20 protein-coding genes are annotated in these 22,932 nt (G+C 56.2%); 14 read left to right on the plus strand and 6 right to left on the minus strand.

All coding sequences use genetic code 11. The features are described 5' to 3' along the window. The 5 genes from WCT10_05450 to thrS form a co-directional block, all read left to right on the plus strand. Positions 1-673, plus strand: a 673-nt coding sequence (locus tag WCT10_05450; protein MFA6604245.1) for a hypothetical protein, incomplete at its 5' end; no start/stop codon positions are given. Between the two features lie 152 nt (positions 674-825). After that, on the plus strand, positions 826-1,407 hold the full coding sequence (locus WCT10_05455; GenBank protein MFA6604246.1) for a hypothetical protein: 582 nt from the start codon (positions 826-828) through the stop codon (positions 1,405-1,407). Between the two features lie 313 nt (positions 1,408-1,720). Then, positions 1,721-1,906 carry a hypothetical protein gene (locus WCT10_05460; protein MFA6604247.1) on the plus strand — a complete coding sequence of 62 codons (186 nt, stop codon included), beginning with the start codon at positions 1,721-1,723 and terminating at the stop codon, positions 1,904-1,906. A gap of 248 nt (positions 1,907-2,154) precedes the next feature. Then, on the plus strand, positions 2,155-2,601 hold the full coding sequence (locus tag WCT10_05465) for a hypothetical protein (protein ID MFA6604248.1): 447 nt from the start codon (positions 2,155-2,157) through the stop codon (positions 2,599-2,601). Between the two features lie 144 nt (positions 2,602-2,745). Continuing rightward, the gene (gene thrS / locus WCT10_05470; protein ID MFA6604249.1) at positions 2,746-4,560 is read left to right on the plus strand and encodes a threonine--tRNA ligase; all 1,815 of its coding nucleotides are present in this window, start codon (positions 2,746-2,748) and stop codon (positions 4,558-4,560) included. Positions 4,561-4,620: 60 nt separating this feature from the next. Here the strand turns inward: thrS and WCT10_05475 are convergent, their stop codons facing one another. Beyond that, on the minus strand, positions 4,621-5,958 hold the full coding sequence (locus tag WCT10_05475) for a hypothetical protein (protein ID MFA6604250.1): 1,338 nt from the start codon (positions 5,956-5,958) through the stop codon (positions 4,621-4,623). Between the two features lie 163 nt (positions 5,959-6,121). On the opposite strand from WCT10_05475, the gene miaB reads away from it, so the two are divergent. The 3 genes from miaB to WCT10_05490 all read left to right on the plus strand — a co-directional run bounded on the left by miaB (position 6,122) and on the right by WCT10_05490 (position 8,753). Then, the gene (gene miaB / locus WCT10_05480) at positions 6,122-7,495 is read left to right on the plus strand and encodes a tRNA (N6-isopentenyl adenosine(37)-C2)-methylthiotransferase MiaB (protein ID MFA6604251.1); all 1,374 of its coding nucleotides are present in this window, start codon (positions 6,122-6,124) and stop codon (positions 7,493-7,495) included. A gap of 70 nt (positions 7,496-7,565) precedes the next feature. Further along, complete coding sequence (gene miaA, locus WCT10_05485) at positions 7,566-8,480, plus strand: tRNA (adenosine(37)-N6)-dimethylallyltransferase MiaA (protein MFA6604252.1); 915 nt, start codon at positions 7,566-7,568, stop codon at positions 8,478-8,480. A gap of 105 nt (positions 8,481-8,585) precedes the next feature. Then, the gene (locus WCT10_05490) at positions 8,586-8,753 is read left to right on the plus strand and encodes a DUF5679 domain-containing protein (protein ID MFA6604253.1); all 168 of its coding nucleotides are present in this window, start codon (positions 8,586-8,588) and stop codon (positions 8,751-8,753) included. A 101-nt stretch (positions 8,754-8,854) separates the two neighbouring features. Here WCT10_05490 and gatB read toward each other — a convergent pair whose 3' ends face one another. From gatB to WCT10_05515, 5 genes are all read right to left on the minus strand, one after another. Further along, complete coding sequence (gene gatB / locus WCT10_05495; protein MFA6604254.1) at positions 8,855-10,396, minus strand: Asp-tRNA(Asn)/Glu-tRNA(Gln) amidotransferase subunit GatB; 1,542 nt, start codon at positions 10,394-10,396, stop codon at positions 8,855-8,857. Positions 10,397-10,423: 27 nt separating this feature from the next. Then, positions 10,424-11,206: a hypothetical protein gene (locus WCT10_05500; protein MFA6604255.1), complete on the minus strand. Its 783-nt coding sequence runs from the start codon at positions 11,204-11,206 to the stop codon at positions 10,424-10,426. A gap of 170 nt (positions 11,207-11,376) precedes the next feature. Further along, positions 11,377-11,904: a DUF1697 domain-containing protein gene (locus tag WCT10_05505; protein MFA6604256.1), complete on the minus strand. Its 528-nt coding sequence runs from the start codon at positions 11,902-11,904 to the stop codon at positions 11,377-11,379. 183 nt (positions 11,905-12,087) lie between these two features. Further along, entirely contained in the window at positions 12,088-12,753 is a 666-nt protein-coding gene (locus WCT10_05510; GenBank protein MFA6604257.1) for a thymidylate kinase, read from the minus strand. A 51-nt stretch (positions 12,754-12,804) separates the two neighbouring features. Next, positions 12,805-14,502, minus strand: coding sequence for an FAD-dependent thymidylate synthase (locus tag WCT10_05515; protein MFA6604258.1), 1,698 nt, complete (start codon positions 14,500-14,502; stop codon positions 12,805-12,807). Between the two features lie 523 nt (positions 14,503-15,025). Between WCT10_05515 and WCT10_05520 the strand changes: the two genes are divergently transcribed. From WCT10_05520 to WCT10_05545, 6 genes are all read left to right on the plus strand, one after another. Next, positions 15,026-17,449 carry an AAA family ATPase gene (locus WCT10_05520; GenBank protein ID MFA6604259.1) on the plus strand — a complete coding sequence of 808 codons (2,424 nt, stop codon included), beginning with the start codon at positions 15,026-15,028 and terminating at the stop codon, positions 17,447-17,449. Next, positions 17,421-18,173, plus strand: a complete 753-nt coding sequence (locus WCT10_05525) for a hypothetical protein (GenBank protein MFA6604260.1) — start codon at positions 17,421-17,423, stop codon at positions 18,171-18,173. Before WCT10_05520 ends, WCT10_05525 begins: the two co-directional genes overlap by 29 nt. Before the next feature lie 260 nt (positions 18,174-18,433). Further along, entirely contained in the window at positions 18,434-19,576 is a 1,143-nt protein-coding gene (locus tag WCT10_05530) for an adenine-specific methyltransferase EcoRI family protein (GenBank protein ID MFA6604261.1), read from the plus strand. A gap of 1 nt (position 19,577) precedes the next feature. Continuing rightward, positions 19,578-20,669 carry a DUF262 domain-containing protein gene (locus WCT10_05535; GenBank protein ID MFA6604262.1) on the plus strand — a complete coding sequence of 364 codons (1,092 nt, stop codon included), beginning with the start codon at positions 19,578-19,580 and terminating at the stop codon, positions 20,667-20,669. Positions 20,670-21,055: 386 nt separating this feature from the next. After that, entirely contained in the window at positions 21,056-21,652 is a 597-nt protein-coding gene (locus WCT10_05540) for a hypothetical protein (GenBank protein ID MFA6604263.1), read from the plus strand. A gap of 90 nt (positions 21,653-21,742) precedes the next feature. Then, on the plus strand, positions 21,743-22,932 hold a 1,190-nt coding region (locus WCT10_05545), incomplete at its 3' end, for a DUF2779 domain-containing protein (GenBank protein ID MFA6604264.1).

Raw genomic sequence — 22,932 nt, forward strand, 5'->3', positions numbered from 1 at the left:
CGGCATGACGACCTTCACCATTCCCGGCCTGCTTCCCGGCACGCGCGAGAAATTCAGCGCCGAGACCGTCGCGCCGCCGACCGGAGGGATCAAGGATGTCCGCGCGGTCACCAAAAGCGACGTGGAGAGCGCGACGCAAGTGCTGAAAGATAAATTGTCCAATGAACTGCTCGGGCGGCTGCGCACCCAGGCGAAAGAAGGCGGCTTCGCCGGCCAGGGCGAGATCAGCTCGGTCGAACTCCTGGCTGCCTCCACGGACGTGCCGGTCGGTTCCGAGTCGCCGGAGTTCGCGCTGACGGTGCGGGTCCAGGCCCAGGCTTTCTTTTATGACAGCGGCGAACTCGGCAAGCTCATCGAGGCGCGGCTGCGCGAGAATGTGCCGTTCGACCGCAAGTTCGTCCGGGTCGAGGAGGCGGCCACCAAACTGACGATCGAGAAGACGGATCTGGACGCGCGGAGCGGCAACCTGCGGGTCGCGGCCACGGGCGCCGCCATCCTGTCGCCTGACGCGCCCCAGCTCGATCCGGGCAAGATCGCCGGCGTGAGCAGCGAGGCGGCGATCGGCTATCTGGAAAAACTCGACGGCGTGTCCTCGGCTTCGGTCAAGATCTCGCCGTTCTGGTCCAGCCGCCTGCCGGACATCGCGGAGAACATCAGGATCGAGGTGCGCTAGCGTCAGCGCGCCGCTCAGCCCCGGTCCAGCCGGCTTGAAGCCGGTTTTTTGTTGCGGCCATCTTGACGCCGCGGCTCGGATATGAGAAAAGACCTGGGCGGTTCCGGGCCTGGAGCCGCGATCTGAAGGAAACGAACTGACGGGAGATCCGAATGACAGTCAGCCGCGAAGAACTGAAACAGTTCCTTACAACTCACGGGGTCAGCGCGGGCGACGCCAGCGCGGTTTTGGCCGAACTCGAAGCTTACTTCCAACAGGCCGAGGCCGGCCGGTTCGTCTTTGATCCCAAAGTGGACCGGGAAGAGGCCAAACGGGCCATCAGTCTCGCCATCGGCAAACCCGTCGGCGAAGTGCTGCTCGTTTCGGCGGCGTCAGCTTCCGGGAGCCTGGAGGACCTGACGAGTCAGCGGAAGCAAGAGGACATCTTCTCGCACACTCTCCGGCTCTATGATTTTCTGAGCGACCGTCTCGGGGACGATCTCTGGGGCTGCTTGTGGGGCGATCTCTGGTATATCCTCGGGGAGAGCCTGGAGGACAGTCTTGTACAGAGCGGTCTCGGCGACACTTCTCAGGACAGTCTGTGGTTCACCATCTTCTATTACGTCGGCTCGGTTCTGGTCGGCGAAAAAGAAGAGGCTGCCAAGCTTGTGCCGCTCATCCGGCTTCAAAGCCGGAATCCGGTTTTCGGCAAGATGCCAGGCATGGCCGACACCTGGGTCGTTTTCACAGCCTGACGTGCCAGCTTTACGACAGCGTCGGACCGCATCTCGCGGACCGGCGCTTTTCTTTAGCGAAAGAGACGGAGTCAGGGAGAGACGAAGTCAGGGAGAGACGAAGTCAGGGAGCAATCATGACTCCCCAACTCCGTATCTCCGTCACGTCGTTCGCGAACGACGTGACTCCGTATCTTCGCATCTCCCCAACTCCGTCTCTCCCTCACATCTTGACAACAGCCTCTTTTTGTGCTATATTAAGCCGTTATACTCTTAATAAGCCGCTAACTGGTCCGGCTAAATCACGACAACCATCAAACCACAGGAGTCGCCGATGAAGAATCAGAACGCACGGAGAAAGCCGGCCGCTGCCGGCACGCGCCCGAGCGCCGACGAGCTCCGGAAGATGGAGCAGCGCCTCAGTCGCATCCAGAAACAGTTTCGTCGCGAATATGGCGTCGATCTCATGAGGGATTTTCTGGGAGAGATCATCTTGGAACCGAGGTCGTCTAAAAAATGAGACCTCGCTCAACAGCGCCGGACCGCACACTCGCGGCCCGGCGCTTTTTTTATGAACGGGAGAGTGCGGGAGTGGAGGAGTCGGGGAGACCCGACAAAACTCCCACACTCCCTCACTCCTGCACTCTCCACCCCCTCCCAACTCCATGACTTCGTCTCTCCCTGACTCCGGAACTCTTACTAGGATTGACAAAGCGGCTGCCAGTGGCTAGATTGGCGATGTTCTTTAACGATCGAAAGGAGCCGGTCATGCGGAATCCGTTAGCGCTTCTGTCGCAGCGAGTTCGCGAGTGGCGGATCTCGAAACTCTCGGATCAGCAGGTCGCCGAACATTACGCCGCCGCCGGAGCCGAATTCGGCCTGGCAGTCAGTTACTTGGGCCTCGGCGAATGCATCGGTTTCCAGATGTTGTTCGAGAGGTGGTGTTTTTGGGAGCGGGAACATGCCGCCCGGGGATTCCGCACCCTCGCCATCGACGACTTCATTGATGTCGGTGGCTACGGGATGGTCCTCCATGGCCAGCTCGAGATGCGCCGCACCGCCGACGAACGGCTGATCCTGCACGCTGAACTCTACCGGGAGCATTATCTCGGAAAGGCGAAGCCGCCGGTCGATGTAGACGCGATAGATATCTTGAGCAGCGGCCGCCCACGTCTCGGCCAGTACGTTCTGCCGAGCACTAAACATCTCGTCTGATCTTTTCTGCGCCTAGCAAGCACTAGGCGCTTTTATTTTTGGCCGTTTTGCCGCGGCCTGACAGTCGTTTGAGCCGCATCATCTTGCGAAAATAAGCGTGCAGGTGTAGCCTTAACGCTATCTTAAATCTTAACAGGCTTGTGTATGCCTGCCGTCAAACCACAGGATTTCACTGCGGTCGACACTATGCGCCACAGCGCGGCTCACGTGCTCGCGGCCGCGGTGCAGATGTTATTCCCCGAAGCCAAATTCGGCGTCGGACCGGTCATCGAGAACGGTTTCTTTTACGATATCGAGCTGCCGCGGCCGCTCACTCCGCTCGACCTGCAGAAGATCGAGAAGCGGATGAAAGACCTGATCGCCCGCAAGATCGAGTTCGTCCGCGAGGAGCTGCCCATTGATGACGCTGTCGCTCTGTTCGGTTCGATGAACCAGACCTACAAGGTCGAGCTGCTGAACGATCTCAAGACCAAGGGCACGACCGCGGTCGCCGACGAGGAAGCCGGCGACATCGAAGCCGGCGCGACCAAGGCCAGCATCTACCGCACCGGCAAGTTCGTCGATCTCTGCCGCGGCCCGCACGTGGCGAACACCCACGAGATCGGCGCGGTCAAGATCAAGTCCGTCGCCGGCGCTTACTGGCGCGGCAACGACCAGAATCCGATGCTGCAGCGCGTCTACGGCTACGCTTTCGCGACCCAGCAGGAACTCGAGGACTACCTGAAACAGCTCGAGGAAGCGGAGAAGCGCGACCATCGCAAACTCGGCCCCGAGCTCGATCTCTTCGCTTTTTCGCCGCTCGTCGGTTCCGGCCTGCCGCTCTTCACGCCGCGCGGCACGATCCTGCGCCGCGAGCTCGAGAATTTCGTCATGTCGCTGCAGGAACCGTTCGGCTACACCCGCGTCACGATCCCGCACATCGCCAAGACCGACCTCTACAAGACCTCCGGCCACTGGGACAAGTTCCAGGACGACCTCTTCCACGTGAAGAGCAAGAAGACCGAGGACGAGTTCGTGCTGAAACCGATGAACTGCCCGCACCACACGCAGATCTTCGCCTCGCAGCCCCGGAGCTACCGCGACCTGCCGCTGCGCTACGCCGAAGTGACCATGGTCTACCGCGACGAGAACACCGGCCAGCTCCAGGGCCTGTCGCGCGTGCGCTCCATCACTCAGGATGACGCCCACGTCTTCTGCCGCTTCGACCAGATCGAACAGGAGGCCAAGTTCATCTATAAGGTCATCAGCAAGTTCTACGCGACCTTCAAGATGCCGCTCCGGGCCCGGCTTTCGGTGCATGACCCCAAGAACCAGAAGGCTTATCTCGGCTCGCCGGAGATCTGGCAGCAGGCCGAAGGCATGCTCGGCAATCTGCTGAAGTCCGTCGGCCGCGATTACGAGGTCGGCGTCGGCGAGGCCGCGTTCTACGGCCCGAAGATCGATTTCATGGCCAAGGATTCCATCGGCCGCGAATGGCAGCTCGCCACGCTCCAGCTCGACTTCAACCTGCCGGAGCGCTTCAAGCTCGATTACATGGATCAGGACGGCATCAAGAAGCGTCCGGTGATGATCCATCGCGCCATCCTGGGTTCGATCGAGCGCTTCCTGGGCGTGCTCATCGAGCATTACGCCGGCGCTTTCCCGGTCTGGCTCGCGCCGGTGCAGGTCCAGGTCATTCCGGTCGGCAAGGACCACTGGCGGACCGCCAAGAAGCTCACTGAACTCCTCAAAGCCGCCGGCATCCGCGTCGAGTGCGACGAGCTGCGCGAGACCGTGGGTTACAAGATCCGCAAGTCCGAGAAGATGAAAGTTCCGTACATGCTCGTCATCGGCGACAAGGAGAAGTCGCTCAAGACGGTGAACGTGCGCACCCGCGGCAAGAAGCAGGAGAAGCGCCTGACGGTGAAGGCATTCATTGCTAAGGTCCAGGACGAGATCGCCAAGCGCAAAGCGAATTAGCCAGCGATAAAAAAACCGGCCCGCGCCAGAGGTGCGAGCCGGTTTTTAGTTTGTGTGGCCTCAGAATTTCATGGTGATGGCGCCGGAGTTCGAGGCAGCTTGCCGCTGGGAATTGACGGTGGTGCTGGTGAGCAGCGTGCGCGCCAGCCGCTGCCGCGCCAGGGCGGCGTATTTGCGGGGATTCTTCAGTTCCAGTTCGGCCAGCGCCAGGACTTCCTGCGCTTCGGACTGGTTCCGCAGGAGCTCCTGATACTGTTTGACGGTCCGGTCGAGCTCCGGCCTGACCAGCGTCTTGAGTCCGAATTTGAAGCGCTCCCAGCCGGAGACGGCCTGTTTCTCGAGCAACTCGTTGGCGTTCACGCCGAGAGCGGCGAGCGCTTTTTCCAGCCTCTCGAGGCCGGGGCGCTCCTCCGACTCGCCGGTCTTCTTATCAATGATGGTCGCGCCTTTTTGGATGTCGTACAGCCGGTTATGCAGCTCCTGGACCTCGGCTTCGAGCGCAGCGCGGCGGGCCGGCGGCAGTTCGTTCTTCGCGATGATCCCGGCGGCCGCTTCTTTTTCCGGAGCGGTCAGGTCGCCGCTCGCGGCAAGCTCGGCCGCGTATTCGGTTTTCAGCGCTTCGTGCCGCTCCTGGTTGGAGCTCGCAATCAGTTCCCGGACTTTCTCTCTGAGGCCGTTGGCCCGAGTGAGCGTGTTCAAGAGGATCGGATATTTGATCGCCCGGTCAATCATCTCGTTGAGTTGGTCGGCCGAGTAGGACTTGCCGCGTTCGTCTTTGATCCGGCCCAGCGTCTTCACCGCGGACTTCAGGCTGTCGACGCTCGCGGCGTTCTTCAGCGCTGCGAGTCCCAGTTCGTTCTCGGCTGGCTGGCCGGCGACTTCGCGCAGGGCTTCGAGTGGTAGCGGCGGCGGCAGCTCGCGTTTGTCGGCGGATTCAGTCGGCGCCTCGGCTTTTTGGTAGCCGATGATCATGTCATCAGTGAGTTCGATCGCGGCTTCCGGGAGTTCAGTGTCGGCCACGGCGCGGATGATGGCTTGTTCCTGGCGCAAATCATCCAGATGGTCGATGGCCCGCTTCAGGCGGAGATTGTCCGGCGACTCCTCGATGGCGGCGCGTATTTCGACGCCGAGCGGCGCCTGTTCGATCTTGGCCAGGAGTTCACTGATGGTCTTCATGAAAGCCTCGGAGGCCTCCCGGACCTCGCGTTCGGCGGCGCGCAGCTGTAGCTCGAATTCCGTTTCCGCGCGCGGCAATTCCATGCCCTGCTCCAGGTCGTTAAGGTCGAGCTCGACCAGATCTTCTTCCCGCGCGGGCGCGCGTTCGGCGGCGATCTCGTCTTGGCCGCTGATTCCGTTGAGCTTGGCTTCCGGGCGAATATTTTGTTCCTTGGAGTCCATAGGCCGATGAGTGAGGGCATTATTAGCTTAAAATTAGCATAATTTTGGCTGTCTGTCAATTTAAGTTCGCTGGCGCTTGGCGGCTGCTTCCGGGTTTGGAAGCGGCGGTGAGTTCGAATGGTTGACACTGATGGAAAAACAAAGCTAAAATCAGCCAATCTTTATGCCCGCACCGGTCCGCAAATACCACATCTTCACCTTCGGCTGCCAGATGAACAAGTCGGATTCCGAAAGGATCGCGGCGCTTTTGGAGTTGACCGGTTTGGAGCGGGCCGCGAAGGAAACCGATGCTGACGTGGTCATCATGAATTCCTGTTCAGTGCGCCAGGCCGCCGAGGATCGGATCTTCGGCAAACTGCGCAACCTGGGTCGGGCGCGGGCCAAGCGGCCGAATCTGATCGTGGCGGTCACGGGCTGTCTGCCCGGTCGCGACAAGGACAGCGCAATCCGCGCCAAGATGCCCGAGGCTGACCTGTTTTTCCCGATCAAAGACCTGCCGCAATTGCCGCGCTGGCTCGCCGAACTCGATCCGGAGATCGCCACGACCGGCGACGTCGCCGGCGACTACCTTCGGATCCGGCCGAACTATTCCTCGAAGTTCCAGGCTTTCGTGCCGGTCCAGACCGGCTGTCAGAAATTCTGCACGTATTGCGTCGTGCCGTACGCCCGCGGTCTCGAAGCCAACCGCCCGGCCGCCGACATTCTGGCCGAGGTCGCCGACCTGGCGGAGCGCGGCGTGATCGAGGTAACGCTGCTCGGCCAGGCGATCAACACTTATAAAGCCCCTGATCGCGGCTCTTTTTCCGCCCAGAATCCTTATCAGGACGATTACGCCGCGCTGCTTTGGGAGGTCAATCGGATTCCCGGCATCCGCCGCGTCAATTTCACCGGCGCTCATCCCATGAACATGACCGACGAGGTCATCGACGCGCTCGCGCTGCCTAAGCAGATCAACTTCCTGCATCTGCCGATCCAGGCCGGCAGCAACGAGGTGCTGAAGCGCATGAATCGGCGTTACACGCGGGAACAGTATCTGGAGATCATCCGGAAGGTCCGGGCCCGCCGTCCGGGGATCGCGCTCGGCACCGACATCATCGTCGGTTTCTGCGGCGAGACGCCGGAACAGTTCGAGGAAACGCTCAGCCTGTATCGCGAGGCGGATTTCGACATTTCCTATAACGCCATGTACAGCACGCGCTCCGGGACGCAAGCGGCCAAACTTTATGTCGACGACGTGCCGAAGGCCGAGAAGAAGCGGCGCTGGAACGCCCTGCAGGCGGTCATGGAAGAGATCGTGCTGCGCAAGAACCAGGCTTACGTCGGCCGGACCGTCGAGGTCCTGGTCGATCAGAAGGGCGACGGCTGGTGCGGCGGCAATTCGAGCGAACTGAAGCTGGTCCGGTTCCCGTCGACCGCTGATCTGCGCGGCCAGATCGTCAACGTGAAGATCGACAAGGCGATGGAATGGCTGCTGACTGGCAAGCTGACAAATAGTGAAGCGGTGGAGCAGCGAAGCGGTGAAACGGTGAAGCAGTGAAGTGTTTCTTATGCCGCTTCATGACTCCAGCACTCCAGCACTTCCCAACTTCACCGCTCCTCCCGTGTCGTTGCCCAAACTTCTCGTCATCCTCGGGCCGACCGCTTCGGGCAAGACCGATCTCGCGGTGGCTCTGGCGAAGAAATTCCGCGGCGAGGTCATCTCGGCCGACTCGCGCCAATTTTACAAAGGGACAGACATCGGCTCGGACATCATTCCGGGCAAATGGGTGAAGCGGGGGAGTCGTCGCATCTACATCGCCCGCGGCGTGCCGCATCATCTCCTGGCTTTCCGGCCGGTTTCGCGGCCGTTCACGGTCGCGGAGTTCCGGACGGTCGCCATTCGGCTGGCCCGGAAGATCGCCAGCCAGGGCCGCTTGCCGATCCTGGCCGGCGGTTCCGGCCTGTACCTCCGCGCGGTCGCGGAAAACTACCAGATCCCGCAGATCGCGGCTGATCCGGCGTTGCGCGGCCGGCTGGAACGCCGTTCGACCGCCAGTCTGCTCGCCGAACTCAAACGCCGCGATCCGGTTTACGCGGCGCGCATCATGGGACCCAACCGCCGTTACATCACGCGGGCTCTGGAGGTCATCCTCAAGACCGGGCGGCCGTTCTCGGAGCTGCAGACGCGCGGCGAACCGGAATTCGACGTGCTGAAATTGGGCGTGCGCCGGCCGCGGCGCGAGATCTATAGGCGCATCGAGGCTCGCGTGGACGAGCAAATCAGGCGCGGACTGCTCGCGGAAGCGAAAAAACTCGGCCAGCGGCACGGTTGGGATCTGCCGGCCATGTCGGCGCTGGGTCACAGGCAGCTGGGCGAGCATTTGGCCGGCCGCATCAGCCTTGAAGAGGCCGTCAGGCTCATCAAAAGGGACACTCGGCACTACGCCAAGCGGCAGCTCACCTGGTTCAAGAAAGATAAGGGCGTCAAGTGGATCAAGAGCCCGCAGGCGGCCGCCCGACTAGTAAAAAAGTGGCTAAATTAAGCCACTTTTTGTTATTTTAATTTTTTTAGGCTTGACGCGTGTAGCCTTATTTAAGCTTATTTGCTATACTGTGGATAGGAAATTATTCACCTTAATTCTAAACGTATGGCCGAAGTTATCGGTTATTGCGTCAAGTGTAAGGAGAAGCGGGAGATGAAGGACGCTAAAGAGGTCGCCATGCCTGCCAAGGGCGGCGGTACTCGCCCGGCGATGAAGGGCATCTGTGTCGCTTGCGGCACTGGCATGTTCAAGATCCTGCCGAAGGCTAAGTAGTTCTCAGCCTAAAAAAGGTCCGCCTGTATGGGCGGGCCTTTTTGTATCCGGAAAGATCGTGGCTGAACGAAAGATCCCCGGAATTTCCGGGGATCCCTGACCTAGAGTTTCTTCAGTTCGTCCTCGACCAGCTTTCTGGCCAGGTCCGGCGGCGCTTTGCCTTTCGTCGTCTTCATCATCTGGCCTACCAGGAATTGCAGGGCGTTAGTCTTGCCGCTCTTCCAATCCGCGACCGCCTTGGGATTGCCGACCACGATGTTCTCGGCGATCAGGTTGAGTCCGGACAGGTCCTCGAGCTGGAGCAGATTCTTTTCCTCGGCGATGATCGAGGGGTCGGCGCCGGACAGGGCCATTTCCTCGAGCAGGAGCAGGGCGTTCTGGCCCGTGACCTTCTTCAGGTGGATCATGGTCAGGAGTTCGGCGAAATTTTCCGGCGTGATCTTCAGGATGCGGATATCGATCTTGTGAGCGGCCATGATGCCGCCGAGTTTGGAGAGCAGCCAGCCGGAAACGAGGCGGGCGAATTCCGGCTTGTGCTTGTCCCAGTCGAGTCTGCTGCCGTCCGCGGCCGGGCTCGAGGCGATCCATTCCCGGAGTTCGGACATCACGCGCTCGGCGTAATCAGCCGTCTCCTTGTCGTCGCACATGACGCGGATGTCGGCCTCCGAGAAACCGTACTCTTCGGCGAGGCGCAGCCGCCGGGCCGCCGGCAATTCCGGGACCTGGGAGCGGAGCTTGGCGGTCAGTTCGCTGAGTTCGAGCGGCGGCAGGTCGGGTTCCGGGAAGTAGCGGTAATCATGCGAATCCTCCTTGATGCGCTGCAGCACGGTTTCGCCGGTCGCTTCGTTCCAGCCGCGCGTTGACTGGATGTTGATCGGCTGGCCGGTCTCCCAGAGTCCGGTCTGGCGCTTGATCTCGTATTCGAGCGCCCGCTCCACGGCGCGGAAAGAGTTCAGGTTCTTGACCTCGGTCTTGGGATTCAGCTGCAAAGCCCAGTTTTCCTGCTCTGGGTGTTCCGGGATGCGGCGCAGCGAGATGTTGGCGTCGCAGCGCAGATGGCCCTTTTCCATATCCGCGTCGGAAACGCCCAGATAGCGCATGACCAGGCGCAATTCCTGCAGGAAGGCTTTGGCTTCGGCGGGGGAGTGCAGGTCTGGTTCGGAGACGATCTCCGCGAGCGGCGTGCCGCCGCGGTTGAAGTCAACGAAAGAGGAGACGCCGTCGGCGCCGTGGAGCATTTTGGCCGCGTCCTCTTCGAGATGGACCCGGTTGATGCGGACGGTCACGGCGCGCTTGCCGCGCTGGCCGTCGTCGAATTCGAAAGTCAGGCTGCCGTGCTCCGCGACCGGCAGGTCTTTCTGGGAGATCTGGTAGCCTTTCGGCAGGTCGGGATAAAAGTAGTTCTTGCGGTCGAAGTTGGATTTGGTCGCGATCTTGCCGTCGAGGGCGAGGCCGATGAGGACGCCGAAATCCAGCGCCTGGGAGTTGATCGCCGGCAGCGCGCCGGGATGGCCCATGCAGATCGGACAGACGGTGGTGTTGGGCGGCTCGAATTCGCCGCGGTTGGAACAACCGCAGAACATCTTAGTCTTGGTCTTGAGTTGGACGTGGATCTCCAGTCCGATCACCGGTTCAAGCAACATAGGTATTTCTGGATGCCGTCACCTTGGCTACGGCCGCGCTGGCCCGGAGACGGGATTTTTCTTAAGGTCGAACCAGAGGACGAGGTTGGCGGCCGTGACGAGGGCGATGCCGCAGCCGAAGAAGGCTTGCGGGATGACCGTGATGGCCAGCGTGTACAGATTGGAGGTGGCGTAAAGGTCCGGCATGGGGCCGAAGAACATCCCCGGATCGCCCAGGACCGACCCCAGGATCAGATAGCCGAGAGCCAGGGCGAAACGGACCAGCAGGTAGATGAATGCGCTCGGCAGCAGGATCCGCCACAGGACGCTCCACCAGCGGCCGACGACGAGTTCGCGGCTGGCGGCGAGAGCGGCGCGGCCTTTGATGCCGTCCACGATCAGGGCATCCGAGGCGAAAGCGAACCAGACCGAGAAGATGAGCGCCGGGATGATGAGCAGTAGCAGGCCCAGGAAGTTGACGAGCGCGAGCAGGATCAGGACCCAGAGGAAAGAGAACAGTTTGTGCAGGCCGACCCGCATTGATTCGCGGACATCGGCCTTCTTGTCCTGAAGGGTTTTCGCCGTCAGGTCGATGAAGGCGATGGAGATGATCGCGACCAGGATCGAGACCGGCATCGTGGCCAGCGAGTAGAGCACTTTATAGGCGGTCCGGTCATCGGTATAGCCGCGGATCAGGACTCCGATCGTCCAGAAAATGAGGCTGACGAAGATGCTCCAGAGTACGAGTTCGGCGTAGACCCGCCAGTTCTTCGCCAGATTTTTCCAGGCGGCCGAGATGATATCACTCGAGCCGATCAGTTGTTTTGCCATAAGCCGAGGTTACTTATATATAATGCTGCTGACAGTATAGCAAAAAAGGGCGGAAGTGGGGGAGTGCTGGAGTGCTGGAGTGCTGGAGTGCTGGAGTGCTGGAGTGCTGAAGTTCGTGGGATGATTTCCGAACCGGAAAGTGGATTGAAAGTGTTGAATATTCAGTTGCTCTATTTGTATTTTGCCAAATAGCGCGCGGTATTCACATTTCTCACAGTCATATACTTATATGATTTGTGACCAATTATTTTGTTCAAATGACTTTTGTTGTAATCCTCCCTGCCTACGTTCCAATAAATCGCACCTTTGATATAGCGGATATCGACATATTCTTTTTTGATTGGTAGCTCGGCGATAGTTTTCTCAGAATCAACCTCCGGAAATAAATAAGCGACATCGGATTTTTGTGCGGAATCGTTCCGCCAATCTTCTGGAATCGCGTCAGCTATTTTTTTCATCTCACGCTGTGTCTTTATGAGCATGGGGATTTCAAAACCAAATTCTTTTTTCAGACACACCTCAATTATTTTGCACAGGTCGGTTCGTTTCTGGCCTGATTCAAAAATAATATTTCCAGAGTTAATATATGTGGAAACATCAGTGAACCCCAAAGATTCAAAAATCGCTTTGAGCTTTTTCATCTCAATTTTTTTATTTCCCCCGACATTTATTCCTCGAAGTAACGCCACGTATTTCATATGAACATATTTTATCAGAAATAGCAGCTGGAGTGCAGGAGTGCAGGAGTGCAGGAGTGCAGGAGTGCAGGAGTGCAGGAGTGCAGGAGTGCTTCATCACTCCCTGACCCCGTCTCTCCCTAACTCCTCCACTCCCGCACTCTCTCACTAAAGAAAAGCCCCCGCTCAAAGCAGGGGCTGGTGTCAGCGGTCGAGGAGCGGCGCGATGGTCGTCCAGACGAGTTCGCTGATATCTTCGCGTCGCATGATGTGTCCATCGCGGACGCATTCGATGAGGCGGAAGCCCGGGAACGTCCGGGCGATTTCCAGGTACGTCTGTTCGGCGCGCTGCAGATGGCCGAGGTCGGCTTCGTGGCCGTCCTTGACGTTGCCGCGCTTCTCCACCAGCGCCTGGGAGATCTTGGCGGGCACATGCAGGATCACGTTGAGATCGGGCCGGGGCAGCTGGTTCTGTCCGTACTCGAGCTCGTCGTTCCAGCGGAGATACTCCATGCGCTCGGCCGGGTCGGCGATCTTGCCGCCCTGGTGGCCCATGTTCGCGGTCACGTAGCGGTCGGCGACGACGATGTCCCCGGCGGCAAGCCAGGCGGCGATCTCCGGCGCGGCGGCCTTGCGGTCGTCGGCGTAGTACTTGGAGGCTTGGCGGGCGTCCACCTTGTCGGCCGGACCGAACTCGTTCATGAGGTACGCTTTCACGACCTTGCCGGTCGGCGTGTCGTAGCGGGGGAAAGAGATCGTGCGGACGGAGCGGCCGGAGGCGCGCAGACGTTCGACGAGCAGCTTGGTCTGAGTGGCTTTGCCGGAACCGTCGGTCCCGTCGATGACAAAGAACTTGCCTTGTTTGCTCATAGGTTTACCCTCCGCATGATGATCGGGATCGGGCCAACAGGCACGGTCACCTTAAATTAGACCCTGGCGTTTGTCCAGTTCGCGTTCCTCGGAGCGCTGGCGGGCTTCGGACGCGGCCCGGCTCCAGAAATAATCGTTGTGGTCGGCGAATCTGATGACCGCCGCGCGCCAGGGCGAGCGGGCGGCGATGGCCTTGTGCATCTCTTGGCAGACCTTGCGGTAGGACGGATGGCCCTGCGGCGTCGTGCGCAGTTCGATGAGATGTGAGGCCTCGCGGTCGTTCAGGCCCATGATGAAGCGGACCTTGGAGCCGTGCAGTGTGGCGTAGGAAGCCTGTTCCGGGAAGTCTGGCGTCAGGCGGTTATAGAGTTCGGCCGCTTTCTCAGAGCAGAGCTTGGCCTGGTTGGCGAAACCGGCGGCTTCGAGGTCCGGCGGCATGACGAAGCCGTGGAGCGGGGTGAATTTTTGGCGCAGCTGGGTGGTCATGCGGTGGCGCATCAGATCCTTGTAGGTGCCGAAGTCCGTGGCCAGGTCGAAAGTGTAGGGGTAGCCGGCTTCGAAGGCGCGGCCGGGGCGGTCGCGGCGGGTCTGACGGGCCCCGACATAGGCCTCGATGAGGCGCTGTTTCTGTTCGGGTTTCAGCTGGCGGACGATGTCGCGGATCTGGCGCAGGGGATGGACGGTGAACTGGTACAGCATGCAGCTCAGGAGGAGATCGTCCTCCTCGTCGCGCAGAGCCCCGCGCAGGGCGTCGGCGCTCATGGCCAGCTCGCCGCCGAGCTTGGCGGCCATGGCGTCTTCGCCGCGATCAACGAGCGTCACGGGCGGCTCTTCGATGGGCGCGATGCCGACGAACATCTCCGCGGCCAGCTTTTTCATCCGCTCGCGGTTGTTGACGGCGTACTCCTGGCGCTTGGCCCGCTTCACGTAGCGGGGCATGATCTGGTCGAGTTCACGCTGGGCGCTCTCGGCCAGGCGGCGCGCCTCCGGGAGGTCCGCGGAATACAGGCTCGTGAGCACATTCTGGAAGAAGCGGCCGTTGCCGAAGACGCCGACGTTCGTGAGCGTGGCGATCGGCAAGAGGTAGCGCAGTGTGTCGCAGGCCTTGGTGCGGATGTCGGCGTTGTAGGTCCGTTTGAAGGCCTTGAGGTCGGCGTCGTCCTTGAGCGCGGCGAGTGTTTCCTTGGCGCCGTCGCCGTTGATGTCATATTCGGCGATCTCGATGGGCTTCAGTTTCTTATAATAATCCTGCATCGGGCCGACGAGATCGGCGTAGGTCTGGAAGATGAGGTCCATCGTCTCGATGTAGGCCGGGCCGTGCTCCGAGGCCAGCACGTCGGGGTCGCGGTAGTAGCGGAAGTTGCCGTCCGGTCCGCGCTCGTCGTAGAGGACGTAACGCGTGGATTTTTCGATGGGGGAACCGCCGATGCGCCGGTCCTCGATCTCCTTGGTCGCGAGGATGGAGACGTTCTCGAAGGAGACGTGCGCGCCCTCGAGCTCGCCCACGGAGTCGTCGCCGTAGGCTACGAGCACGCGCTCGATGAGATCGCCGGCTTTCGCGGCGTTGATGTGCCCCTCCTCGACGAATTCTTTGAGCAGGGTCTCGCGGAAGCCGGTCGCGGCGCGGCTGTAGCGCGCGTAGACGGCGCCGACGATGCCTTCGAGGTTCTTCACGGCAAAGACGTCGCCTTCGGTGCTCGTGACGTAGGGTGTAAGTTTGGAACGGTCGGCGGGGGAGAAGGGGGACATGTGGAGATGGTTAATATCCCGGTCATTATATCCGCCTCGGGTAGTATGGGCGAGTAGCAGATGTCAACAGTCCGTCCGTGCGGTGCCTGGCACCGGACGCGTGATAAGGCCTCGCGAAGCGATCTGTGCCCGCCACAAATATTAATATCCAGTCGCTCGGCCTGCTACGTCGCTCGCGAGCTACGTGGTCTGCGGGAGCCGCTAAGTATGGCGGCTCGGCCTCGCGCAGGGAAGACAAGTCTAGTATACGTACATTGGACCTGGGACGATTTACAGGTAGATACTTGAATATATGTAAATAATAAGTAAGATAGGCGGCAGGATACATATTCAAACCAGAAACTGCTTTGTTGATGATTTATGATAGACAACAATGACTCAATTCAGGTAAATGGATCTGCCTTGAAACGGTTTATTTCTAGCTTAACCTCGGAAGAGAAAATGCTTGTGCAGTCGTACCTCGACACGCCTGATTCAACAACTCTTTCTAGTAGCTTCGACGCTATAGTCGAAGGAAACTCCCATGAAAATAAAGTCGATAAAAATTAAGGGTTTTCGCGGCTTTAATGTCGAACGGGAGATTAATCTCGATGCAAGGGTTGTTCTTATATATGGCTTAAACGGTTCGGGCAAAAGTAGTCTTGCGGAGGCACTCGAGTGGCTATTTTTTAATGAAATATCTCGTCGCAGGTTGTCGCCGTGTCCTGGAGAATACAGCGCCGGAATTTATCTGCGGAACCTCTCGTATTCCGATGTACAAAAGCCTTTTGTGGAGGTTGTCGTGTGTGATGACTTGGGGAAAGATATTTGTATACGGAAAGAATTAGTAACGGAAAAGGAATCTAGGTCGTTTGTTGATGGTAAGGAAGTCGTCGATTTTACGTCGGCCTTACCCGGCTTAAAAAATTATCACAGCCCCATTCTTGCCCAGATAGAAATTTCCGCCCTCGTGAATACCGAGCAAAAGGATCGATGGGAGCAGGTTTCTAGGATTCTTGGCCAGGAAGAATTAACAATGCTTCGGTCGCGAATAATGGAGTTGCGCTCAATAAAAAAAGATGCGGAATACAAGAGAGACGAACAGTTATTCAACGGAATTTGTCGTGAGATTGAGGCCGGCGGCCTTTTGTCTGAATTTGCTGCTGCATTCGAGCAGCAGGATCTTACGATGCTACAGAAGATTGTTGAGGAATCAATGGTCGATGTCTCACTTGGCTTGGCGGGCCCTGTCGAGGAGAAGATAAGGGCAATTATCTCGAAATTATCCGGGACCGAACTCGGAAAAAGAATAACTGACCTCACGGCCGTAGATCAGGCAAAGGCCGAAGTAACGCTTGCTAATCTGCGGGAACGTTTCGACCAGTTAGTAGAACTGGCCCAAAAATCGTCGCAAGGGAGGTATTCTCCGGACGAGGCATCGTTTTTGAGAGGTGGTCTTAAACTTGCACACGTACCTCGCTGCCCCCTGTGTATTCAAGATACTCTTACGCAGGCTCGAATAGATGATATTAGCCAGGCTCTTGAGGTAGACAAGGAAAGTTTTCTTTCGAAGCAGAGTTTTGATCAAGCACTACAAGACAACGAAATAAATTTTCACCTCCTCTCTGGCCGTCTCAGTCAAACTATTCCAGATGTTAAAGAGCTCAAGGCTATTTCGCAGAAATTGGGTGAAGTAAATTTGAATGAGTTGAGTGGTAAAGTAAAACAGCTTATCGACGATGCTGAAGAAAAATTGAATGAATTGCCGGCCCAACTACGACTCCTTTATGGCGGACTTTGCCACGCGATAGAGGATAATTATTTCAAAAAAATCGAAACCAACACCACCTCATCCCTCGAAGCCGTGAATGGGTATGTTGACGGCATGGGGATTGCACTCGGGAACATAAATATTCAGTGGCAGCTTTTGCGGGATAAAATTTTGCTGCAATTCCCAAAAGTTACCGCAGATCAGCAGGAGTCAGAAATTAAAAAATGGATTCTCGTAGAAAGATCAAACTCGTTTTTAAGAAACAAGACTAAATTTTTGAGAAAATACCGCCTCATTGAAGTTGTCACTGAAGATGTTCGGAAAAAACTGGAGGTATTTGAAAAGGCGGAGGTCGAGTCTCTGCTCGCAGAGCACTCAAAGGAAATAAAGACTTATTATGAAAAACTCAATCCTGGCGATAGTATACGTTTTGAAAAGATTGAGGTGCGAGATGGGGTGCGGAGGCAGGCCAAACTCGTTGCGTATGACGTGAACGGGAAAGAGATCAACCCCGTTACGATATTTAGTGAAGCTCACATCAATAGTCTCAGCTTGAGCATATACTTTCCGCAGCGAGTCGATCGTAATCCACTCTGGAAAACCATCTTACTGGATGACCCCGTACAATCGATGGATGACAATCATGCACACAGTCTCATCGATATATTAAGCGAAAAATCTAAGGAGAAGCAGGTAATAGTTCTGACACACTCAAAAAAGTTCGCAGATGATATGGCGGCCATCTTCTTCTACGATGATTTGCTGCACTATGAATTTTTCGACGCCGATATTTCAGGTCCGAAAATAAATATTAACCATGGCAAGACGTTAGAATGCCTTAAGTTTGTCGAAAGTAATCGCAACGGTTCCGAAATTGAAAGAGAGCAAGCGGCAAACGCTTTGCGCAAAGCTGTTGAGGCGGTGATAGGGGAGATTCTATTAATAAATTCAAGAACAGTGGCACAGGTAAGAGAGATTGCCAAACAAGGGTTTCCCAAACTCTTTGATCAATTGGAGCGAATACAAAATATAGATCTTACAGACATGGGCAAGCTCCGCGGCATGCTGAACGATGGCCACCAAGGTTCGCATTCATGGGCCGTGAGAGATATCACACCGAACGGGCTCTTGCAAGGCTCTCAAAACATCAGAGCCGTATATGATAAATATGTCGGAGGAAAGATCGCTGCTGCATAAATATTGGGATGAAAAGAAATATCTTTTCGAAATCTTGGGTTTTATTTTTGCAGTTGGCGCATTATTTCTCGCAATCCCATTATCCAGTGACACGGCGGGCAACATCTATTTGAACTACGTAAAACTTTCATGGCTGATTCTTATTCTTATCGCTTTGCTGGTGTTGCTGGCTCTTGTCGTATTTTTTATTTTTCAACTGGAACAAAGGGCAGCAAAGAATATTCTTGATGTCGAGGGCATATTTGTAATTCCGATTTTGTTAGTAGGTATATTTTTCTTGTATTCAACAGCTAAGTACACCTGGGCCAACTATAATCAAGAAATATTACACCTGCTCTCAAAGGATGTGGTTAAGGGATTTTTGTTCGGGCTTCTTTTGCTCGTGCGATTTGTAATTGTTACAAATATTCGGGCAGGAAATTCTAAACACAAAGACAAATTGGTCGATCTTATTACTTTTGCACTTTCTATTTTTCAGTCCGCTGTCTTTTTATACGGCAAGGTTTCGGGCGGGTGGCTAGTGTATGTCCTAGTTCTTTTCACTCTCTCCACATCTCTTTTTGTTGCCTATACGATTACGGATTTACCCTGTCGGATATTTAAAATTAATAAGTGGGGATCACTTGTACTAATGAGTTTGATATTGCCACTTATATTTATAATTATTTCCCCGCTCGTTGTTAATGCGCTTAAATTTGTTGCGTGGTTATTGGGTGCTGCGTAGGCCGAGGCGGGAGGGAATGGTGAATCCAGGATCACGACTCGGGGCATTAATATTTTCCGACCCTCTTAGGGTCGATTTTTGGATGCCAAAACTGACCTTAGTCCTGCCTGGCGGAAGTGGACGGGGAATTTCTTTTAGAATTAAACGATGTCTGTTCCGTCCGGTGTCAGGCACCGATATTAGATAATGACAATCATTAGCAATATTATGACGTAGAAATCGTAGATGTGGTAAAATGAGCCAGTCTACGACGCATCTCTATGAGTAACCCCAAGAAAACCAAGAGAGCATCCTCCCCGACGACGCCCTCCAGACCAAGCGGCAACCGCGTACTTTCTGATGCGAAAAAGGCGAAACAGGACGAGTTCTACACGCAGCTCGTCGACATCGAAAACGAGCTAAAATATTACAAAGAGCAGCTGCGCGGAATGACGATTTTTTGCAACTGCGACGACCCATTCGAGAGCTATTTTTTTAAGTATTTCGCTCTCAACTTCAATGAGCTGGGTCTTAAGAAACTCATAGCGACTAGTTACGTGCCGTCGGCAATCGCTGGCAAGCAGTTGCCACTGCTGGAAATTGAAGGGCTAAAGCCAGACGGCAAAGAGCCGTTCAAAATCGAAATCAATGCCGTGCCCGACGCGAACCATGATGGTGCAACGGATCTCGCTGATGTGGAGTACCTCTTGCGGCATGAGGCGAATACAGCCACACCAATCAAGGGCAACGGTGATTTCCGGAGCGCAGAATGCATCGAGCTATTGAAGCAAGCCGATGTTGTCGTGACCAACCCCCCGTTTTCGCTATTTCGCGAGTTCGTGGCACAGCTCGTCGAGCATGAAAAGAAGTTCCTGATTATTGGCAGCAACAACGCAGTAAAATACAATGATATTTTTAAGCTGATCAAGGAAAACAAGGTTTGGCTCGGTGTCGATAATGGCGGCACAAAATGGTTTCGGGTGCCGGATGACTACGATATTCAAACCGAGTCGCGCAAGAAAGTTATTGATGGCGTGAAGTATTTCAGCATGGGAAGCATCGTGTGGTTCACGAATCTTGATAACCCGAAACGCCACGAATTCATCACTCTCTACAAAAAATACACGCCCGAAGAGTATCCGAAATACGACAACTACGACGCGATCAATGTGGGCAAGTATACGGATATACCAACTGACTATGACGGCGTAATGGGCGTGCCAATTACATTTCTGGACAAATATAACCCAGCCCAATTTAAGATTCTGGGAATATTTGACGACAAGAGAGAAAAATCAGACGCTTTTATTCAGGGTGAGCCAACATTCGTCGACAAACAGCATAAGAAATATGTTGGACCTGTTTTGAATGGCAGGGCGCTTTTTACAAGAATATTGATTATAAATAGGAAGGTGAAAAAATAGTATGAAAATTGATCTAAATAAAATTTCGGTTCGCGACGTGTTTGCAGGCTATAAGGATAGCGACGAGGAGGGCGTGGTGGCTTATGATGGAAAACTCGACATTCGCCCGAAATATCAGCGTGAATTTGTATACAAACCCGAGCAGCGTAATGCCGTGATGAATACTGTCCAACATGAGTTTCCATTGAATGTCATGTATTGGATAGAAAATAGCGCTGGAAACTATGAGTTGCTTGACGGCCAGCAGCGCACTTTAAGCATTTGTCAGTACATCAACGGCGACTATTCCATTAATGACCGCTTTTTCCATAATCTCACCAAAGAAGAAAAAGAGCAGATTCTCGATTACGAGCTCATGATCTACTTCTGTGACGGCACCGATAAGGAACGCATCCAATGGTTCGAGGTGATTAATACAGCGGGTGAAAAGCTTACACCACAGGAGTTGCTTAATGCCGTCTACACTGGACCATGGCTTTCGGATGCAAAACTCAAGTTCAGTAAGTCGAGCTGCGCGGCGTACCTCCTCGCGAATGATGGCGGAAAGCTTGTAAGTGGTACGCCAATCCGTCAGGAATATCTAGAAACCGCGCTCTCGTGGATTAACAATGGTGGTGTTGCTGGCTACATGGCTAAGCATCAGCACGATGCCAACGCAAAAAAGCTTTGGCAGTACTTTCGGGATGTAATTGCCTGGGTACGCAAGATTTTTCCAACCTATCGCCATGAGATGGCGAGTGTGAACTGGGGTGAGCTGTATAATAAATACAAGGACAGAAAGTTTGATGAAGGCAAGTTAGAAAAGGAGATCAAAGAACTGATGCAAGACGAAGATGTAACGAAAAAATCTGGTATTTATCCATACGTTTTAACCAGACAAGAAAAGTATCTTTCAATTCGCGCATTTACCGACAAAATGAAACGCGAGGCCTACGAGAGGCAAAAAGGTATTTGTCCTGCATGTAAGAAGAGCTACGAGATTGAAGAGATGGAAGCCGACCACATCACGCCGTGGGGTAAGGATGGAAAGACAATCGCTGCGAATTGCCAGATGTTGTGCAAGCAAGACAACAGGACGAAATCGGGAAAATGAAGAATTCGCCACGCATAAATGATGAATGTGTTTAGGCGAGAAAACGTACTTAGTCGGCAAATTGACTTTATTCCTGCCTGGCGGAAGGTGGGCGGGGAATAAAAAATCGCTCCGATTGCGGGGCGGTTTTTTTGTGCCTTGAACATTCGGTGCTGCATTCGCATCCGGTGCCTCATTCGGTGTCTCAACTTTCGGTGCCTTATTCGGTGTCTTAACCTTCGGTGCCAGGCACGCTGCCTTTGGCAGCGAGCCAGGCACCGGGTGTGGCAGCGAGCCAGGCACCGGATGCGGCACCGGGCGCTGGCGCCGGACATTGACATTTTCCTAACTTTTAGCGTAAGTTGAGCTGAGAGTTCCTTTTAGCGGCAAGCCTACAGGGGAAGAACATGAACAATCGCGTCATTAGCATCGCTGGCGGTTCAGGATCCGGCAAAACGACGCTGGCCGAAGGCCTCATCAATCATTTGGGAGACCGGGCAACGCTGCTCAGTCTGGACGAATACCAGAAGTCCAAGTACCAAGTGCCGTGTGCGCCGAATGGCCGGCCCAATTTCGACCATCCCGACGCCGTTGATTGGCCGCGGTTCCTCGCGGATCTCGACGCTTTGCGCGCCGGCGTGGACATCTTCTTGCAGAAGAAGCCGCGGCTTTCTCCGGACGGCGGCATACTGCCACGCGCGATCGTTCAGGTGCCGGCCCGACCGTTCATCATCGTCGAGGGCTATCTGGCCCTGTGGCATCGGGACGCGCTGCCGCTGTACGATCTGTCGTTGTACCTCGACAGCCCGGAGCGCCTGCGTCTGGCCCGTCGTCGCTGGGTAAAAGACCCGCAGTACATCAACGAAGTGCTGTTGCCGATGCATCAGGCCTATGTCGAGCCGACCAGAGTCAACGCCGACCTGGTGATCTACATCGCGGCCTTCACCAGGGAAATGGTCCTGGAGACGGCGCTGGTCGCTTTGGCCGCGCGCGGATTCATCTGACAGTTGCCGTCGAGCTCAGCTCGGCGGTTTTTTTATCCTGACAGGTCGTCAGGATGACAGAGCAGTGGTAAAATGACCGCGGCAAGATTTATGTTGACCAAATCCGACCTCCTGCGCCATCTGCAATGCCCGAAGTATCTGTGGCTCTGCAAGCACCGCAAGGATCTGGTTCCGGACCGCAAGGATCTCGGGGCCGAGCGGCTCAAACAAGAGGGGCTGAAACTGGAGCCTTACGCTTACCAGCTGTTTCCGGGCGGCCTGAACGCCCTACCGGAGGGCGACGGCGGTTTTCGCGCGCCCATCGACCTCACGCAAAAATTGCTCCGCCAGGGCGCCAAGATCCTGTTCCAGCCGACTTTCGCGACCCGGGACCTGTATTGCCGCTCGGACATCATCAAGTATGACGGCCGGCGGCGCGTCTGGGACATCTGCGAAGTGAAGGGCGCCAACAACCTGGACAACAAGCCGGAATATCTGCCGGACCTGGCTTTCCAGAAGTTCGTCCTGGAGGCGGCCGGGTTGCCGGTCGGCCGGCTCATGGTCATCCATCCGAACAAGGAGTATGTCCGTTGCGGGGCCGTGGATCCGAAAAAACTTTTCGTCACCGACGATCTCACTTCCGAGGTCGCGGCTTGGGACAGCCGGATGGCGGGCGAGTCTGAAAAAGCGCTCGGCTTGCTGGCTCTCCCAGCTATGCCGGAGGTCCGCATCCTCAACCAGTGCTCGAATCCGCACCCTTGCCCGTTCATCGAGCAGTGCTGGCGGGACATCCCCGAGGATTCGATCTATGACCTCGGCCTCGCCGACGCTGATCTCGCGGCGCTCCTCGATCGCGGGGTGCTGCTCGCGCGCGATGTTCCCGGAGACCTGGTGGGCAAACGCAAGGCCCTCTACTTTCAGACGCTTGCGGGCGGCGGTCCTATTCAGGACTTGGCCGCCATCCGTCAGCGGCTCGGGCAGCTGCGCTACCCGCTGTATTTTCTCGATTACGAGACCTTCAGTTCCGTAGTGCCGCCTTTCGACGGCTACCGGCCGTGGCAGCAGATCCCGTTCCAGTATTCGCTGCACGTCCAGGACGCGCCCGGAGCCGGACTGCGCCACTCCGAATTCCTGGCCGGCGATTGGCGCGATCCGGTGCCCGAACTTGCCGCCGCGCTCGCGAGCCAGATCGGACCCGAGGGCAGCGTCGTGGCCTGGTATGGCGACCGGTTCGAGGCCGCCCGCAACTCGGAGATGGGCGAGCGTTGTCCTGAACATCGCGAGTTCTTCCGCCAGCTGAA

Source organism: Patescibacteria group bacterium, from assembly GCA_041667185.1.
Lineage (GTDB): Bacteria > Patescibacteriota > Patescibacteriia > SG8-24 > SG8-24 > JBAYFM01.